Here is an 18319-nt window from a genome sequence, read left to right as displayed (position 1 = left end):
GGATGTGCGACTTGCCCTTGAACAGACCCACTCGCAGGTGCTGAACGCCGGGCTGAGCCGCCGGTGCGTCATCGTGGTGTGGCCGGAGCTCCCCTTCGAGCTGTACGTCGCGTCCGAGACGTTCGAGTCGGTGTAGAGGTACACGTCCATCCCCCTTCCGGCCTCGACGGAGCCTCCTGTGATCGACAGGCAGGAAGCGCTGCCGCACTCCACGTTGCTGCCGATCTCGCGGTTGCAGTACGTGATGAGGGCGGCGTGCGCGGTCCCGGTCGTGGTGGCGAACAGCGGGACCGACAGCAGGAAGGCCCGAACGAGCGGCAGCGGCCTCTTGCGGAGTGACATGGCCTGACTCCTCGTGCTCCTCGTGCTCCTCGTGCTCCTCGTGCTCCTCGTCTCTGAAGGGCTCCTCGTCTCTGAAGGGCTCGTCGCGCCACGGTGGGCGACAGGTCGGCGAGGGTGAAGGTTCCGCCCGTACCGGCGACGCTTCGAGGGCCGGACGACGAGGAAAAGGCCGACCGCGGCGGCTCCGGCGGTGGCGGCGGCCGTCGTAATCAACGGTTTTCTCATGACGATGAACCTCTCTCCTGCCGTCCCGGTCATGAGGCGATGCGTGATTCGCATTTCAGGTCCACGTGGGCGTGCGAGCCCGCGAGCGTCCATTCGCAGCCGCTGCGGCCGACGCTGCAACCCGGGTGGCTGAGGACGACGATCGAGCTCACGGAATCGGAGGTGGCGTAGAGGCCGCCGTCGGCGCCGTCGTAGGTGTTAGCGTAGACGCGGAAAATGCTGCCGGAGATGCTGGTACGAGCGCCTTTCCTGGCGCCGCTGGACGCGTGCGGGTAGAGGGTGCCGCCGACGGCGGGGCATTTCGGTACGTGACGTAGTGGTCGGCGTACGCGGCGGCGGGAGTCACGGATATCGCCGCGCCGGCGAGCGCGAGCACCGTGAAACCGGATCCGAGTCTCATGACATCCCTTCCGGACAGAAGGGGAGTCAAACTCTGTCGAACCCCGACGATGAATCCGGGTGGAATATCCGTGGCACACGTCCGGCACATTTCGCGCATATTCCAGGCGTGCACCGGTCTGTGCTCTCTTCGTCTCGGAACGTACTCGGGGAAAACGGCGGTGAATGATGGGTGCGCGTGCTCAGCCGATTCCGGCGCGGGTCGCCGCCGCCCCCGCGGCGGGGGGGGGGGCGTGCGTCGTGATCGCGGCGCCGCGTGAAGTGCGCCCCGGTCGGCGAGGCCAGCAGCGCGGCCTCTCCGCGCTTGTTCCCCGCCGCCTCGGTCAGGGCGAGCGCGGGCCGTAGGCGTTCTCCCAGCGATCGAACGAGGGCCTGGCCTGGAACAGGGTCTCGGTGCCGAGAGCCGGCTCCCAGCAGATCTCGTCCAGGCCGTGGTCCGCGGCCTGCCCGATGGCGGCCAGTCGTCCTGCGCGAGGATCGCCCGGTGCAGGTCGCGTAATTCGGTGCCGGGGTCCGGACCGGCCTGCTCGACCAGCAGTCGATCCGCAGCTCCAGGGCCCCGAGGCGCAGCTCGGCCGGCCGGGGGGCCTCCGTCGCCAGCACCCGGAGGTCGGACATGCCGGAGAACGCGGGCCCTCGCCAGAGCTCCAGCGCCTGGCTCAGGAGCCGGCCGGCACCGGGCAGGTCCCCGGCGGCCTCCGCCGCACGCCCTCCGGGCGCGAGCTCCTCGAACCCGCGTGGCGTCCAGCTCGGCGCGGTCCACGCGCAGCAGGTGACCCCGGCCGCGCGAGGCGATCCGCCCCGGATCCCCGAGGTGCCGCCGGAGCCGGTGCACCTACGTCTGCACGTTCTTGACCGCGCTCTTCGGCGCTTCGTCCCCCACAGCGCCTCCGCCAGGAAGGGGGCGGAGACCGGCCGGCCCGCGCAACACAGCAGCACCGCCGGCAGCATCCGCGCCTTGGGCGTCCCGAGATCCAGCTCGGCACCAGTCCGCCGGACCACGAGCGGACCCGACACTGCGAACTCCACTACGTCCCTTCCACCGCCGCGAGGAGGCCGGCCACGGTGCGTCGGGCCGGCCCTCTCGTGATGCGTCACCGCGGTAGACGGCCGCTTACGTGCCGGGCGCCGGGGCGTCAGTGCATCGGGGCCCAGATCGTCATGGGGCCCGCACCCCTGTTGGCCCAGGTGTGGTACGGCACGAAGGTGAGCTCGACCGGGCCCGCGTGCTCCGGCTCCCGGGGGGCGGTGGCGGTGCGGTAGGGGAAGCCGCCGTCCTCCTCGCGGTGCGCGTGGGCCCGGCCGCGCGCGAGGACCGGCACCACCTCGGCGGGCAGGCCGGGCAGCGGGGCGCCGTCCCTCAGGTCGGGCCCCGCCAGGCACAGGTCGTCCACGATGACGCCCGGGTGGTCCACCTGCTCCAGGCAGTAGACGAGCGGTCCGCGCTCGACCGCGACGTGCCCCCGGGCCACGTCCAGCCGGGGCACGGCGGCGGTCAGGCGGGGGCGGACGGCGAGGTCCAGAGTGACGCGGTCACCGGGCCGCCAGGCCCGCCGGACACGGTGATACCCGGGGTTCGCGGGCTCGCCGTTCACGCCGGCCGTCCCGTCGGCCCACGCCGGGATGCGCAGCGCGAGGGTCCACGGCAGGTCCGGCGTCTCCCTGACCACGATCTCGACCCGGCCGTCCCACGGGTAGTCGGTCTCCACCTCCAGCAGGACGTCCCCCGCCCGGATGGTCCCGTTCGCGTACAGGTGCAGCTGGACGCCCTCGTCGTCCCGGGTGGCCAGGTAGTGGCCGAGCGAGGAGAGCAGGCGCATGGCATTGGGCGGGCAGCAGGCGGTGCCGTACCAGTCCTGGCGGCCCCGCGCGGCGGCGCGCCGGTCGTCGGGGTTGGCGCCGGCGCGCACCCGCAGCGCGTTGACGTAGAAGAAGCGGTCGCCGGCGAGGGAGATGCCCGGCAGGACGGCGTTGTGCAGGGTGCGTTCCATGAGGTCGGCGTAGCGGGCGGCCCCGGTGGCCAGGAGCATGCGCCAGGACCACTGGACGCTGCCGATCGCGGCGCAGGTCTCGCAGTAGGCGGTCTCGGGCGCCAGCTCGTGGGGGCCGCCGAACTGCTCGCCGTACCAGACGGAGCCGAGCCCGCCGGTCAGGTACGTCCTGGTCGCCACCATGTCGAGCCACTGCCGTTCCAGCGCGTCCAGCAGGCCGCGGTCGGAGGTCTCGGCGGCGACGTCGGCCGCGCCCGCGGCGAGGTACATGGCGCGGACGGCGTGCCCCTCGACGGCGGTGGCCGCGCGCAGCGGGACGCGGTCCTGCCGGATGCCGGGCCCGTGGTGGCCCTTGAGCGGGAGCCGTTCGTGGCCGCGTCCGGTGATCATGCGGGCGGCCAGGTCGAGGTACGGCCGGACGCCGGTCTCCCGGTACAGCTCGGCCAGGCCCGTCTCCACCTCGGGATGCCCGTCGAGCGCGTCGCCCGGCAGGTCCTTGACGAGGTGGTCGGCGAAGCGGGCGGCCACGCCGAGCAGCGTGGCGTCGCCGGTGGCGCGGCGGCCGGCGACGGCGGCCTGCATGAGGTGGCCGGCGCAGTAGAGCTCGTGGCTGGAGGCCAGGTCGGAGTAGGGCGGGCGGCCGGTGAGCTGGGTGTGGGTGTGCAGGTAGCCGTCGGGCCGCTGGGCGGCGGCGACGACCCGCACCGCCTCGTCGTACGACCTGGCCAGGCTCTCGTCCTCGGCCCTGCCACGCTCCCAGGCCACGGCCTCCAGCCACTTGTAGACGTCGGAGTCGGCGAAGACCTTGCCCTGGTGCTCCCCTCCAGCGCCGCCGGTCCGCTCGAGGGCGGCCAGCTCCAGGTTGGTGAAGGCGCCCGACTCGCGGATCCGTTCGCCGCCCAGCGGGATCGTCACCTCGCGGTTGACCCGCTGCCGCGCCCCCCAGAAGCCGCCCTCGACGCGCCCGCCCGAGGCGGGCCGCAACGTCACCGCCGCGTCAGGGCGCGGCCGCACCACCGCATCATCGCTCATGTCAGCCATCCTGCCCCAGCCTTCACATATCCAACAAGATACGAATATCTATGCAGACCTTGACCTCACGGCGCGCGCGAAGGAGGGTGAATGAGACATATATGCACACTTGAATATTTATGTGCAACGGAAGGATGGCGATGTCCGAGATCCCCGACACGGTGCTGCTCGAAGAGCGGGCCGCGCTGGCGATGAACGCGGTGACCGGATTGCCGGACGACGACATGGGCGGCATACCGTACTTCAGCGCCGACCTGCTCGCCCGTCCGGCGGTGCTGCGGCACGGCGACTGGGACTGGGGCTCCAGCCACGGCCGGCTGCTCGACGCCTGCGTCCTGGCCAGGCAGATGACCGGCCAGGAGACCTGGCGGAAGGCCGAGGAGGGCTTCCGGCAGCGGCTGATCGGCTTCTTCGGCGACGACGGGCTGAGCTACCGGCCGGCCCGGCCCGAGGTGGGGTGGGCGGCCAACGCCAACCTGATCGACCAGCGGGCCGTGCTGCTCGCGCTGACCACCCGGTTCGTCTCCGACGGCGACCCCGAGGCGCGCAAGCTGGCCGACCGGCACGTGGCCGCGCTCAAGCGGATCGCGATCAAGGAGCGGGACGTGTGGTTCTACCCCGCCTCCGAGTACACGCCGGCCGGCTGGCCCTCGCCCAACGCGATCGCGCTGCACCTCGCCCCCGACCCCGCCTCGTTCAGCGGGCGGCTGATCATGCCGCTGCTCCGTTACCACCAGGCCACGGGCAACGAGGACGCGCTGGAGCTGTGCGGCTGGTTCGCCCGGCTCATCGTGCACAAGAGCGGCGTCTATGGGGAGGACGGGAGTTTCAACGCGGCGCGCGCCTACCGCAGCGGCCACTTCCACACCCGGCTGGGCACGCTCGAAGGACTCGCCAGGTACGCCGCCCACACCGGCGACCACGAGCTGACCGCGTTCGTGCGCCGCGCCTACGACTGGGCGCTCGGCCAGGCCACGGCGTTCGGCTGGACGCCCGGTGACCTGGCCGACCAGCGTTACGAGCACGAGAGCTGCTCCCTGGTCGACCTCATCGGCACCGGCACCACGCTGGCCCGCTCGGGCCACACCGCGTACTGGGGGGTGGTGGAGCGGTTCCTGCGCAACCACCTCGTGGAGTCGCAGCTGCTCGACCTGAGCTGGGTGGAGTCCGCCCAGGACACCTCCGGCGACGAGCCCGGCTGGACCACGCACGTACGCGTGGGCGAACGCGTGCTCGGCGCCTTCGCCGGCTACGGCGCGCCCAACGACTACGTCTGCGACGTCGAGCTGGGCCGTGGGCACACCGCCGACGTGCAGGCGTGCTGCGTCGGCTCCGGCGTGCGCGGCCTGTTCTGGGGCTGGAACTCGATCGTCACCGCCGACGACCGGGTGACCCGCGTCAACCTGCTCCTCACCCGCGCCACCCGGAGCGTCACCGTGCTCAGCCACCTCCCGCACGAGGGCCGGGTGGACCTCGACGTGCACGAGGACCTGCCCGAGCTGCGGCTGCGGGTGCCCGATTGGGCCGGGTACGCCAAGGTCCGCGTCTCCCGCCCGTCCGGCGACCACGACGGCGCGGAGGCAGGAGTGTGGGCCCCCGACGGCTACCTGTCGATCCCCGCGCCGCGCCGGGGTGAACGCGTCACGGTCACCTTCCCCGTGCCGGAGACGACGAGCACCGAGGTCGCGGCGGAGCGCGAGTACCAGGTGCGCTGGCGCGGCGACGACGTGATCGGCATCAGCCCGGAGGGGACGGCCCGGCCGATGTACAGCGGGCGCAAGGTCCATCCGACCGCGCCACGGCGCGACTACACCCTGGCCCGGCCGGAGCGGGAGTGGGCCTGGTGAGCGGCTGGAACCTGGCGGACGTCCCGTCCGCGGAGACGCTGACCCCGTACGCGCTGCGCTGCGAGCACCTCGGCACCCCGCAGGGCATCGGCGTGCCCGTGCCCAGGCTGAGCTGGCGGCTGGCCTCCGACCGGCGCGGCGACGCGCAGGCCGCCTTCCGCGTCACCGTAGTCAGCGGCCCAGTCAGCGGCCCAGTCAGCAGCCCAGTCAGCGGTCCAGTCAGCGGTCCGGCCGGCGGCCCAGCTAGCGGCGTGGCCTGGGACAGCGGGTGGATCGACGGCCAGGACGTGAGCGTCGACTACGGCGGCGCGCCGCTGACGTCGTTCGCCCGTTACGCCTGGCGGGTCGAGGTACGGGCCGCCGACGGCGTGACGCGGGCGGCGGAGTCGTGGTTCGGGACCGGCGTCCTGCACGCCGACGAGTGGGCCGCCGCCTGGATCGGGCACGACCCCGAGACCGAGCCGCCCTTCGAGCCGCCCACGGACGACCGCGAGCCGCGTACCGTCCGCACGTCGCACCTGCCCGCGCCGCGCCACTTCCGGCGCGAGGTCCGCCTGCGCCCTGCCACCGCGATCAGGATCGCCTGCACCGCCCGCGGCCTGTACGAGCTGCGCGTCAACGGCCACCGCGTCGGCGACGGCGAGCTGACCCCCGGCTGGACCGAGTACCGGCGGCGTGTCCCCTACCAGGTGTACGACATCACCGAGCTGGTAGGGGACGCCGCCCTGGCCGAGGGTGGCCCGCTGTGCGTCGGGGCGGTGCTCGCGGACGGCTGGTGGTCGGGCAGCCTCGGCTGGGACGGCCGGCAGCAGGCCCAGCGGTACGGGCGGCATCCGCAGCTGCTGGTCCAGCTCGTGGCCGAGCACGCGGACGGCTCCCGTACCGTGATCGGCACCGACGCGAGCTGGCGCGAGACGACCGGGCCGCTGCGCTACGCCGACCTGCTCATGGGCGAGTGGTACGACGCCCGCCTGGAGCACGACGGCTGGGACCTGCCCGGCTTCGACGACTCCTCCTGGGCGCCCGCCCGCGTGGCGGACACCGACCTCTCCGTCCTGGTGCCGTCGGCCGCCGAGCCCGTCCGGGTGACGCAGGACCTCGTGCCCGTCGAGACTGTCGTGAAGGACGGCCGCACCATCGTCGACCTCGGCCAGAACATCGCCGGCCGGGTCCGCCTGACGCTGCGCGGCGCGGTATCCGGCACCCACGTCACGCTCAGGCACGGGGAGGCCCTGACCGCCGGTGGCGACCTCTACACCGACAACCTGCGCTCGGCCGAGGCCACGGATCATTATGTGGCGGCGGGGCGGGCGGAGGAGACGTTCGAACCGCGCTTCACGGTGCACGGTTTCCGTTACGTCGAACTCACGACCCACCCGCCCGGCGACCGTACGGACGGAGCCACCGCCGGCAGCGCCGGTGATGTCGAGGTGACCGGCAGCCGTGCGGTCGGCATCGAGGTGACCGGGCGGGCGATGCACTCGGACACACCGGTGGCGGGCGACTTCACCTGCTCCGACCGCACCGTGAACCAGCTCATGAGCAACATCCGCTGGAGCCAGCGCGACAACTTCGTCTCCGTGCCGACCGACTGCCCGCAACGCGACGAGCGCCTCGGCTGGACCGCGGACGCGCAGGTGTTCCTGCCCACGGCCTGCTACAACGCCGACGTGGCCGCGTTCTTCACCGGCTGGCTGGCCGACCTGCGCTGCGCCCAGGACGCCGTGGGCGGCGCGGTGCCCGACGTGGTGCCGCACGTCATGACCGAGCGGCACGGCACGCCCGGCTGGGGCGACGCCGCGACGGTCGTGCCGTGGCACCTCTACCGCGTGTACGGGGACGAGCGCGTGCTGCGCGACAGCCTGCCCAGCATGCGCCGCTGGGTGGACCACGTCGAACGGCACAACCCCGGCCTCGTCTGGCGCCACCGGGTCGGCAGCCACTACGGCGACTGGCTGCAGGCCGGGGTGCGGACCTCCCGCGACGTGATGGCCACCGCGTACTTCGCGCTGAGCGCCGACCTGACCGCCAGGGCGGCGCATGTACTCGGGGACCTCGACACCCACTCCCACTACGCGGGGCTGCGCGCCCGCATCGGGGAGGCGTTCGCGCGGGAGTTCGTCTCGCCGGACGGGCGGATCACCGGTGACACGCAGACCGGCTACCTGCTGGCGCTCGCGCACGACCTGGTGCCCGCCGGCCTCGTGCCCGCCGCCGTCGGGCACCTGGTGGCCGACCTGGAACGGCGCGGGCGGCGGCTGACCACCGGCTTCGCCGGCGTGGGCCTGCTCGGGCCGGTGCTCTCGGCGCAGGGGCACGCCGACCTGGCGTACGCGCTGCTGCACGACGACCGGTACCCGTCGTGGGGGTACTCCATCAAGCGCGGCGCCACCACCATCTGGGAGCGGTGGGACGGCTGGACGGAGGAGGCGGGCTTCGGGCCCGTCGCCATGAACTCCTTCAACCACTACGCGCTCGGCTCGGTCGGGGCGTGGCTGTACGGCGGGGTGGCCGGGCTCGGGCAGCGGGACGACTCGGCCGGTTACCGCCGGCCGGTCGTCCGGCCGCTGGTCGGGGGGCTGCTGCGGTGGGCGTCCGCCGAGTACGAGACCCCGCTGGGGCGGCTCGGCAGCCGGTGGGAGCTGGACGGGGACACGCTCCGCCTGGAGGTCCGCATCCCGCCCGGCGCCCTGGCCACCATCCACGTCCCCACCACCGAGCCGGCCTCGGTCCGCTCATCGGGCCGCCCGGCACCCGTGACCGACCCGGAGTCGGCACGACCGTCCGATCCACCGGCCACCGGGCGGGTGCTGGTGTGCGAGGCGGGCTCAGGGCTCCACTCCTTCACCGCGACGTGGCGCCCCTGACCGGCGGCGGCCGCCCGGTGACCACCTGGGCGGCCCCCCGCCGAACGCCTCCCCGGCTCACTGCGCGACCTGACCGTACGGAACGTGGTGCGCACGACGGTGGGCGGCACGGGCCTCCGGGTCCGGCTGACCAACGCGTTCGGGGACCGGGAGGTGAGGTTCGGCCACGTGTACGTGGGCGCGGCACTGGACGCCGCCCCGCCGTCATACGTCGCCGAACCCCGGGACACCGACGGCCGGACGAGCGCCGGGCGGGCGGGGGCGGCGCTGGCGACGGGGGCCAACCGGCGGCTGACCTTCGGGGGCCGGGCCGAGGTGCGGCTGGCCCCGGGGGCGACGGTGCTCAGCGACCCGCTGCCCGGCCCCGTGCAGGCCCGGCAGCGGCTCGCCGTCAGCCTGTACCTGCGGGGCGGCAGCGGCGTCCTGACCGGCCGCAACCGTGCCACGGCCCCGGCGTACGGGCAGCAGGCCGCCGTTTCACCCGTGTACCGATCGACGCCCGGCGACCACGCGGCCGACGAGGACGGCGGCGCGTACACGGAGGAGGCGGCGGTCTGGCACTGGCTGGACGCGCTGATCGTCGCCGCGCCCGAGCCGGTGTCCGCCGTGGCCGTCCTCGGCGACTCGCTCACCACCGGAGTCGGCGCAGAAACCGGCCACGGCTGGGCCGACCTCCTGGCCTGGGGCAGCGGGATCGCGGTCGTCAACGAGGGCGTGTCGGGCGGGAAGGTGCTGGTGGCGGGCACCGGCCGCGCGGCCGAGGAGCGGCTCACCGCCGAGGTGCTGACCAAGCCGGGCATCGACGTCGTGATCCTGGCGGCGGGCGTCAACGATCTCGGGGCGGGCGCGCGGGCCGAGGACCTCATCGCCGCCCACCGCCGCATCGTCACCGCCGCGCACGCCGCCGGGGTACGCGTGATCGGCGCCACCGTCACCCCGTTCGCCGGTGCGGTCTTCCACAGTCCCGACGCGGAACGGGCCCGTCAGGAGGTGAACGCCTTCGTCCGCGAGGACGACGCGTTCGACGGGCTGATCGACTTCGACGCGGCCCTGCGCGACCCCGCCGGCCCGGCCCGCCTCCTGCCCCGCCACGACAGCGGCGACCACCTGCACCCGAGCGCCGCCGGCCACCGGGCGATGGCCGCCGCGGTGGACCTGCGCTCACTCCGCCCGAACCACCCGCCCGCGCCATGACCCCGCACCGGTAGCCGACGCGGCCGATCAGCCCGCCGGGCCATCCGGCTTCCGAACGGACCGGACAGGCCACCCACCACTCAGACCGGGAGGTGGATGGCCGGTTCCGGGCGGTGGACCCCACGGGGCCGGTAGCCCAGGGTGTCGGAGAGTCCGAGGTAGTCGGACAGGAGCCAGATGATGGCCAGCCACATCTCCGTGCCCTGGAGCCCCGGCGTGCGGGTCTCGCCCGGCCCCACGGTCAGGGCGAAGCTGAGTCCGGCCCCGTCCTGCCAGCCTCCGAGCGCGCGGCCGAGCTGATCCCTGGCCCACGCCTCGCCCTCGGCGCGCCGGTGCAGGGTCTGGCGGCCGGTCAGCCAGAGCGGGTGGATGACGTCGAGCACGTTGCAGGCGTTGCCGGTGTCCGGGCCGAAGTAGCGGGGGTCCCGTGACTGGGCGAGCACCGTGTCCACGGCCCGTTCGGGGTACGGCAGCGGCAGCCCGAACTGGGCGAACGTCCCCCTCGTCAGCCGGTAGTAGCCGTTGACCACCTGCAGCCAGCCGGCGTCCCCGTCCGGTTCGCCCCACATTCCGTGGGCCTGGCGGCAGCGGGTCAGCAGCCAGCCGTACAGGGTCTCCAGGTTCGCGCCGCGTACCCCGAAATCGGACAGGTTGCGATAGAGCCCGGTCCCGAACGCGTCCACCCACGACCCGGCCGTCCAGGCGTTGCGCGCCCAGTCGAGCCCGTCGAGGGTGGCGAGCAGGTCCTCGGGGGCGAGGTCCGAGACGGCCGCGATCGGGTGCTCGAAGCGGGCGCCGAGCAGGTCGAGCGCGTACCCGACGGACAGGACGTGGTAGGCGGTGATGCCCTCCAGCTCGGGCCGCCCGCCGTCGGCCGCCTCGGGCGAGCCGGGTGCGCCTATCTCGGGGACCAGGCCCGTCGCCGGGTCCTGGCGGTCGCGCAGGAAGGCGACGATCTCCTCGCGGGCCGGGGTCGGCGGCGGCCCGCCGAGCAGCAGGTCGGCGATCTCGACGGCGTCGGCCCAGGCCCGCGCGGCCGGCCGCGCGCCGGGACGGTCGACGTATCGTTCGCCGGTCCAGCAGCGGGCGAGCACCTCCCCCGCCTGCTCCCGCGCCCGCTCGGCGAACGCACCGAGCCGTCCCTCCAGCCCGTCCCCTGAGGTGGTGGACGGGCGGGGGTGGCGGCGGTCGCGGAGGGGACGGGCCGGGTTGCCGGCCATCATGGCCCAGGCGGGTACGTCCTTGGTGACGACCGAGCCCGCGCCGATGACGGCGTGGTCGCCGATCGTCACCCCGTCGAGCACGACGACGTTCGAGCCGATCCACACGTCGTCCCCGACGCGGATGCCCCGGCTGGTGATGGGCTGGCGGAAGACGGGCTGGTCGGGGGCGGTGGAGTGGTTGAAGCCCAGCAGGGACGTGTGCGCCCCGATCCGTACGGCATCCCCCAGCGACACCTTCCCCCGCACCACCGCGTACGGGTTGACCGTGCAGTCCGACCCCATGGAGACGTCGTCGGTGACATAGGCGTGGGCGGCGATGTAGCAGAAGTCGCCCATCCGCAGCCGGTCGGTGTGCACGGCGGCCAGCGGCGAGATGAACACCTTCCCCGCCGCGTCGAGCCCGATCACCTCGCGGAGGCCGGCCAGGTGGACCTCCTGGGCGCGGCGGTCCTCCTCGGTCGCGTGGTCCCAGAACAGCCACGGGCGGAAGTCGAACTTGGACGGTCCTGTCATGGGGTCGGCGTCCTCTCGGTACGGGGTCGGCGTCATCGACCAGGTGCGGGGGCGGTCAGTGCAGGGTCAGGGTCAGGGACCAGGTGTAGCGGCGGACGGCCAGCCGGTAGCGTTCGGGCAGCGCGGGGCCGCACGACGCGCTGCCGATGCCCTGCTGACCATGGTCCAGGTTGAGCCACACCCGCCCCGAGTCGGTCAGGTCGTGCGGGCGGCGGGCGGCCTGCAGCGCCTCGCTCGTCCAGCGGCGGGCGGTGAAGTCGAGCAGCGGCTCGCCGTCCACGCGCAGGGTGGGCAGGCCCGCCCCCGACAGCTCCAGCCAGCGGGTCTCGACGTGGTTGCCGTTCTCCTGGGGCACGACGTACGGGGTCTGCAGGGCGTCGATCGAGCGGGCGTGCCTGCCGACGCGGGCGGCGGCGCGGCTGTCGGCGTACGACTCCCCCGGGCCCCGGCCGAACCAGGTGACCTCGCTGTAGCCGCCGGGCAGCGCGAACCTGGCGCCCATGCGGGGCGGGTTGACGTCGAGGTGGCCGTAGGCGGTGTCGTGCCAGTCGCCCACGGGGTCGGCCTCGATCAGCAGGTGCAGCCCGCCGCCGCGCAGCCGGTAGGTGAACGTGGTGCGGAAGCCGAGGGTACGGGTGGCGGGGCCGCTGCGTCCCCTGACGACGATCGTGCCGTCGTCGGGGCGTTCGACGGCGGTGCACCTGTGCAGGAAGCGGTCCAGGCCCACCGCCTCCCAGTCGGCGGCCAGCGCGTTCCTCGGGCCCTGGCCCCGGTCGTTCTCGGTGGGGGCCCGCCACACGTCGAACACCGGCCCGTCCAGCTCCAGCTCACCGATGCGGATCAGGCGTCCGGTGCGCCCGTCGAAGACCGCCGGTCCGAGCCGCAGCTCCTCTCCCCCACCCTCCGGCCCGATCGCCGGAGTGGCGCCCGGCTCGATGACCGGGGTGGGAGGGGGTGGGGCGGGCTGGTCGAGGCGGGTCTGGCCACAAGCGATCACGTGGCCGGCCGGAGCCCAGCCGGTGACCTCGGCCAGCACCGCCTCCACGGTCAGCCACGTCTCACCGTCCGACCCGCCGCCCGACGCATCGGTGGCCGCTTGGGGGAGGGGGAGGCGCGTTGCCGAGCGGGCCGGGCAGTCGGGGACGGTCAGGACGCCCGAGGCGATCCGGACCCCATCCCGCTCGACACACCACCGGAAGCCGAGATGCGCGAGCGACAGGAAGTCGTACTTGTTCAGCACCACGACCTCCCCACCCTCCACCGCGATCCGCACCGGCTCGATCGCCTTGCGCAGCTCGGCCAGCCCGGGCGACGGCGTCCGGTCGGGGAACAGCAGCCCGTCGAGGCAGAAGCGCTCCCCGTTCGGCTGATGATCGATGTCCCCGCCGTGCCGGTAGTACCGCCGCCCCAGCGCGTCCCTCCCGGCCAGCCCGTGATCGATCCACTCCCACACGAACGCTCCGCAGAACCGCTCGTACGACTCCAGAATCGCCTGGTAGTCGGCGAGCGACCCGGGCCCGTTCCCCATGGCGTGGGCGTACTCGCAGAGCAGGAACGGCAGCCCCCGCCGGCGCACGTCGTCCGGCGAGTCAGGCTCGATCCCCTCGGGAGGCTCCTCCGCCCGTCGCCCGATGCGTTCCAGATCGTCCAGGGACGGGTACATGAGGCTGTGCAAGTCGGAGTGCCGGTAGCTGGGGTCGCGCTCGTAGTGCAGCGGCCGGGTGGGGTCGCGGTGGCGGATGTAGTCCTCGATGTCGCCGAAGGCGGAGCCGGCGCCGCTCTCGTTCCCGAGCGACCAGACGACCACGCTCGGGTGGTTCTTGTCGCGTTCGACCATGCGCCGGGCGCGGTCGAGCAGCGCCTCGCGCCACATGGGCTCGGCGGGCGGGTTTCCGTCCCAGCCGGCGTAGATGAAGCCATGGGTCTCGATGTCGCATTCGTCGACCACCCACAGCCCGTACTCGTCGCACAGGCGCAGGAACTCCGGGTGCGGCGGGTAGTGGGCGGTGCGGACGGCGTTGACGTTGTGCCGCTTCATCAGCTCGATGTCGCGGATCATGGTGGCGCGGTCGAGGGAGCGGCCGCGGTCGGGGTCGTGCTCGTGCCGGTTGACGCCGCGGAACAGCACGGGGGCGCCGTTGACGAGGAGCCGCCCGCCGACGATCTCGACCGTGCGGAAGCCGATGGCCAGCTCGATCGTCTCGCCGGCCGCCGTGAGCGTGCCGCGGTAGAGGCGGGGATTTTCGGCGCTCCACGGCTCCACCCGGGGGATGGTGACCCGCTCGCCGGTGGCGGCGGCGACGCCGAGTTCGGGGACCTCCACGTGGCCGGGGGCGTCGGCGGTGACGAGAAGGGTGCCGGCGCCGTCGCGGTAGGAGGCGCGGACGGTGAAGTCGTCGATGCCGCCCTCCGGCCGGGACAGCAGTTCCACGTCGCGGAAGATGCCCGGCAGCCACCACATGTCCTGATCCTCCAGGTAGCTGCCGGAGGACCAGCGCTGCACGCGTACGGCGAGCTGGTTGTCCCTGGGCCTGACCAGCCCGGTGACGTCGAACTCGAACGGCAGCCTGCTGCCCTTGGAGTGCCCGAGCAGCTCGCCGTTGAGCCAGACGGTGCCGCAGGAGTCGACCCCCTGGAAGCGCAGCACGCTGCGCCCGGCGGGCCAGCCGGGCGGCAGGTCGAAGCGGAGGCGATAGTCGCCGGTGGGGTTCTCGTCCGGCAGGTACGGCGGATCGATGGGGAACGGGTAGGCCGTGTTGGTGTAGATGGGCCGGTCGTGACCCTCCAGCACCCAGTGGGCGGGTACCCGGATCGTGTCCCAGCCGCTGTCGTCGAGGTCCGGGCCGGGCAGCGAGGGGCCGGTCCCGTCCGCGGTGCCGGAGAGCCGGAAGCGCCAGCGGCCGTTGAGCGAGAGCCGGGGCGCGTCGGAGACGAACTCGGCGCGGGCCGGCCGCCGTCCGGAGCCGGGCGCCGGGTCCTCGTGGAAGGGTAGAGGGGAATCGGCCATCCGAACGGGTCCTCCCGAGTGAGACAAAACGTTTTAACCCTATAAGGCCGCCCCGCACGACACCAGATCTCACAGGCATTGACATCAGCTCGTGAATAAATATATCATTCGGTAAATCGTTTTAACATTCGCTGGGGATCTCATGACGCCTCCACCCGGCATCCGATTCGGCACCGCCTACTACTGGGAATACCAGCGCGCCCCCGATCTCGGACGCGACCTCGACCTCATGGCGCGGGCGAAGATCGACACCATCCGCATGGGCGAGTCCGTCTGGTCCACCTGGGAGCCACGCGACGGCGTGTTCGCCCTCGACTGGATGACGCCGATCCTGGACGCGGCGCACGAGCGCGGCATGAAGGTGCTGCTCGGCACGCCCACCTACGCCGTCCCGCCGTGGTTGCAGCGCGAGCATCCCGAGCTGGCCGTCGAGCGGGCCGACCGCCGCCGGATCCCCTGGGGCGCGCGCCAGGAGGTGGACTTCACCTCCCCGGTCTTCCTCCGGTACGCCGAGCGGGTCGTCCGCGCCGTCATCGGCGAGCACGGCGGCCACCCCGCCGTGCTCGGCGTCCAGCTCGACAACGAGCCCGGCCTGCACCTCATCCACAACGAGCCGGTGTTCGAGCGGTTCAAGACCTGGCTGGCGCAGCGGTACGGCGACGTCGAGCGCCTCAACGAGGAGTGGGGGCTGACGTACTGGTCGCACCGCCTGGCCGGCTGGGAAGAGCTGTGGCGCCCCGAGGGCAACACGACCCCCTCCTACGACCTGGCCTGGCGCACGTTCCAGGCCGAGCTGACCACGGAGTTCATCGCCTGGCAGGCCGATCTGGTCCGCGAGCTGGTCCCCGGGGACCGCGCGCTGACCACGTGCCTGGCCTACCAGCGGCCCGCGCTGCACGACGTGCGGCTCTCGGAGCACCTGACGGTGACCAGCGGCAACGCCTACTACCTGCCGCAGGACGCGCTGGTCCACGACGACGCGGACGCGCCCGCCGAGATCTCCTGGTTCACCACCACGCCCGCCGGGCTGTTCCAGGCGGCCGACCGCATGTACGCCTCCCGGCAGGACCGGTTCTGGGTGACCGAGACCAACGCCACGTCGATCGCGGGCTCGCAGCTCAACCTGCCGCCGTACGACGGGCAGCTCCGCCAGGCGGCCTGGGCCCTGGTGGCCCGCGGGGCGGAGATGATCTCGTACTGGCACTGGCACACGCTGCCGTACGGCGCGGAGACGTACTGGGGCGGCATCCTCGGCCACGCCCTCGAACCAGGCCGCGTCTACGACGAGGTGGCGGCGCTGGGCGCGGAGCTCGACCGGGCGGGCGACGACCTCACGGGGCTCACGCCGGACGCCGACGTCGGATTCGTGTACGCGCACGAGAGCAAGTGGGCGCTGGGCTTCCAGCCGCCGCTCACCCTCGACGGCCGCTCCCCCGACCCCGACTCCTACGAACGCGTCGTGGCCGCCTTCTACCAGGGCGCGGCCGACGCGGGACGGCAGGCGGCGTTCATGGCGCCCGCGCAATTCAAACGTTTGCCTACGATCGTGGTACCCGCTCTCTACTGCCTGTCCGAGGGGTTCGCCGGCGAGCTGGAGGCGTACGTACGCGACGGCGGCCACCTGATCCTCACCTTCCGCACCGGCTACGCCGACGAGGAGGCCAGAGCGCGCACCGAGGTCGCGCCCGGCCCGCTGCGCGCCCTGGCCGGGGTGCGTTACCTCGAATACTCGACGCTGCTGGAGCCGGTCCCCGTGCGCTGGCCCGGCGGGCGGGACGTGGCCAGGCACTGGGCCGACGGCCTGGAGCCCGAGGGCGCCGAGCCGCTCGCGCACTACGACCACCCCCACTTCGGCCGCTGGCCCGCGATCACCCGGCACCGCGTGGGCGCGGGCACCGTGACCTACGTGGGCACGCTGCCCGGCCGCCGGCTCATGGTGGAGCTGTTCCGTCGGGACGCCCCGGACTCAAGCCGGCTCGTGGTGGCCGACGCGCCGCAGGTCAGCGTGCACTCGGCGGTCAACGTCCGCGGCGAGCGGCTCTGGTTCGCGCACAACTGGTCCGGCCACGAGAGCACGGTGACGATCACCGGCCCGGCGACCGAGGTCACCGGCCGCCGCGAGGCGCTGCGGCCCGGCCCGCTGCGGCTGGCCCCCTACGACGTACGAGTGGTGAAATGACGACGTTCCAACCCGATTGGCGGTCGCTGCGCGGCCATCGGATCCCCCAGTGGTTCGGCGAGGCGAAGTTCGGCATCTGGTCCCACTGGGGCCCGCAGTCCGTGGCGCGCTCCGGCGACTGGTACGCCCGCCACCTCTACGGCACCCAGCCCTGGTCGGAGCCGTGGGAGAGCCGGCGGGCCACCCGCCAGCGGGCTCACCACCGCGCCCACTTCGGCCGGCGCGAGGGCGCCAAGGACCTGTTCCCGCGCTGGCGGGCCGAGCGCTTCGCCCCGGACGAGCTGATCGACCTCTACGCCGCCAGCGGCGCCCGCTACTTCGTCGCCCTGGCCACCCACTGCGACAACTTCGACCTGTGGGACTCGGGCGAGCGCGGCTGGCACGCCGCCCGCGTAGGGCCAGGCCGCGACATCGTGGGCGCGTGGGAGCGGGCGGCCCGCGCGGCGGGGCTGCCGTTCGGGCTCAGCTTCCACCAGAACTGGACCTGGCGCTGGCTCGACGTGGCCCACGGCCGGGACCAGGAGACCGGTGAGCCGTACGACGGCGCGCTGACCGCGCGCGAGGGCGCCGGAACCTGGTGGGAGGGCCTCGACCCGGCCGAGCTCTACCCCCGCCGGCACGACCCCGGCGCCAGGCCGCCGGCCGGGGAGTCGGAGCGCTTCTACGCCCGCGTCCGCCAGGCGCTCGACCGCTACCGCCCCGACCTGGTCTACCTCGACGACGGCCGGCTGCCGTTCGACGAGGGCAGCGTGGTGGAGTCGGAGCCGGTCAGCAAGGCCGGGCTGGACCTGCTGGCCCACTACTACAACACGTGCCCGACCGGCGGCATCGTGACGATCAAGGACGTGCCGGAGAGCGACCGCACGGCGGTGCTGCTCGACAGCGAGCGCCGCCAGCTCGACACGGCGCAGCCGTACCCGTGGCAGTTCGACACCAGCGACGGCGAGTGGTTCGACTGCTCGGACGACGACCCGATGTTCCATCCGCGCAAGTCGGCCCAGCAGGTGATCCACACGCTGATCGACGTGGTCAGCAAGAACGGCTGCCTGCTGCTGAACATCCCCCAGCACGCCGACGGCACGGTGGACGCCCGCGCCCGCGACCTGCTGGCGGAGGTGGGCGCCTGGCTGCGGGTGTGCGGCGAGGGCGTGTACGGCACGACGCCCTGGCTGCGCGCCGCCGAAGGCACGACCGGCCTGGGCGAGGTCAAGGGATACGAGCACTACAACGAGGCCGACCGCGCCTACCGGCCCACGGACGTGCGCTTCACCCGGCGCGGCGACGCCGTCTACGCGACGCTGCTCGCCTGGCCTGATGACCGCCGCGCCGCCATCACCAGCCTGGGCACGGCGGCCGAGCTGCTGGAGCGCGCCCCGGCGAAGGTCGAACTGCTCGGCCACGGCCCCGTCCCCTGGCGGCTGGAACCGGCGGCCCTCTACGCGGACCTGCCGCCCGAGCCGCCCACCCGAGCCGCCCACATGATCAAGATCACCTGACGAG

The 18319-nt window shown here is 73.3% G+C and carries 10 protein-coding genes and 1 pseudogene; 7 read left to right on the top strand and 4 right to left on the bottom strand.

The window, feature by feature from the left end:
* Positions 1-4: 4 nt before the first annotated feature.
* Positions 5-136 carry a hypothetical protein gene (locus ABFX54_RS27800; RefSeq protein ID WP_346109490.1) on the top strand — a complete coding sequence of 44 codons (132 nt, stop codon included), beginning with the start codon at positions 5-7 and terminating at the stop codon, positions 134-136.
* A 42-nt stretch (positions 137-178) separates the two neighbouring features.
* The gene (locus ABFX54_RS27795; protein WP_346109489.1) at positions 179-349 is read left to right on the top strand and encodes a hypothetical protein; all 171 of its coding nucleotides are present in this window, start codon (positions 179-181) and stop codon (positions 347-349) included.
* A gap of 644 nt (positions 350-993) precedes the next feature.
* On the opposite strand, the gene ABFX54_RS57060 is transcribed toward ABFX54_RS27795, so the two are convergent.
* Positions 994-1917, bottom strand: coding sequence for a BTAD domain-containing putative transcriptional regulator (locus tag ABFX54_RS57060; RefSeq protein WP_428834581.1), 924 nt, complete (start codon positions 1915-1917; stop codon positions 994-996).
* 185 nt (positions 1918-2102) lie between these two features.
* Complete coding sequence (locus tag ABFX54_RS27790) at positions 2103-3989, bottom strand: glycoside hydrolase family 127 protein (RefSeq protein WP_346109487.1); 1887 nt, start codon at positions 3987-3989, stop codon at positions 2103-2105.
* A gap of 140 nt (positions 3990-4129) precedes the next feature.
* Between ABFX54_RS27790 and ABFX54_RS27785 the strand changes: the two genes are divergently transcribed.
* The 3 genes from ABFX54_RS27785 (at position 4130) to ABFX54_RS27775 (ending at position 9897) form a co-directional block, all read left to right on the top strand.
* A complete protein-coding gene (locus tag ABFX54_RS27785; protein ID WP_346109485.1) occupies positions 4130-5836 on the top strand; it encodes a glycoside hydrolase family protein in 1707 nt (568 codons plus the stop codon).
* Positions 5833-8703: an alpha-L-rhamnosidase gene (locus ABFX54_RS27780; protein ID WP_346109483.1), complete on the top strand. Its 2871-nt coding sequence runs from the start codon at positions 5833-5835 to the stop codon at positions 8701-8703. The genes ABFX54_RS27785 and ABFX54_RS27780 overlap by 4 nt, the downstream gene beginning before the upstream one ends.
* 84 nt (positions 8704-8787) lie before the next feature.
* A complete protein-coding gene (locus ABFX54_RS27775) occupies positions 8788-9897 on the top strand; it encodes a GDSL-type esterase/lipase family protein (protein WP_346109481.1) in 1110 nt (369 codons plus the stop codon).
* Between the two features lie 1231 nt (positions 9898-11128).
* On the opposite strand, the pseudogene ABFX54_RS57055 reads toward ABFX54_RS27775, so the two are convergent.
* Positions 11129-11237: pseudogene (locus tag ABFX54_RS57055) on the bottom strand (DapH/DapD/GlmU-related protein); the annotation flags it as partial.
* Between the two features lie 451 nt (positions 11238-11688).
* Positions 11689-14640, bottom strand: coding sequence for a glycoside hydrolase family 2 TIM barrel-domain containing protein (locus ABFX54_RS27765; RefSeq protein WP_346109477.1), 2952 nt, complete (start codon positions 14638-14640; stop codon positions 11689-11691).
* 142 nt (positions 14641-14782) lie between these two features.
* Here ABFX54_RS27765 and ABFX54_RS27760 point away from each other — a divergent pair, with 142 nt between their 5' ends.
* A complete protein-coding gene (locus tag ABFX54_RS27760) occupies positions 14783-16819 on the top strand; it encodes a beta-galactosidase (RefSeq protein ID WP_346109475.1) in 2037 nt (678 codons plus the stop codon).
* Entirely contained in the window at positions 16816-18315 is a 1500-nt protein-coding gene (locus ABFX54_RS27755) for an alpha-L-fucosidase (RefSeq protein WP_346109474.1), read from the top strand. The genes ABFX54_RS27760 and ABFX54_RS27755 overlap by 4 nt, the downstream gene beginning before the upstream one ends.
* The last annotated feature ends 4 nt before the right edge of the window (positions 18316-18319 follow it).

This window comes from Nonomuraea maheshkhaliensis, from assembly GCF_039529435.1.
GTDB lineage: Bacteria > Actinomycetota > Actinomycetes > Streptosporangiales > Streptosporangiaceae > Nonomuraea > Nonomuraea maheshkhaliensis.
Note: the sequence above shows the minus strand (reverse complement) of the source record. Positions and strands in the feature narration are given on the sequence as shown.

What these genes read in the sequence shown, in the direction of transcription:
- ABFX54_RS27785 (WP_346109485.1), top strand. Translation starts at nt 4,130, where the DNA reads ATGTCCGAGATCCCCGACACGGTGCTGCTCGAAGAGCGGGCCGCGCTG.
- ABFX54_RS27755 (WP_346109474.1), top strand. Translation starts at nt 16,816, where the DNA reads ATGACGACGTTCCAACCCGATTGGCGGTCGCTGCGCGGCCATCGGATC.
- ABFX54_RS27765 (WP_346109477.1), bottom strand. Translation starts at nt 14,640, where the DNA reads ATGGCCGATTCCCCTCTACCCTTCCACGAGGACCCGGCGCCCGGCTCC.
- ABFX54_RS27760 (WP_346109475.1), top strand. Translation starts at nt 14,783, where the DNA reads ATGACGCCTCCACCCGGCATCCGATTCGGCACCGCCTACTACTGGGAA.
- ABFX54_RS27790 (WP_346109487.1), bottom strand. Translation starts at nt 3,989, where the DNA reads ATGAGCGATGATGCGGTGGTGCGGCCGCGCCCTGACGCGGCGGTGACG.
- ABFX54_RS57060 (WP_428834581.1), bottom strand. Translation starts at nt 1,917, where the DNA reads ATGCTGCCGGCGGTGCTGCTGTGTTGCGCGGGCCGGCCGGTCTCCGCC.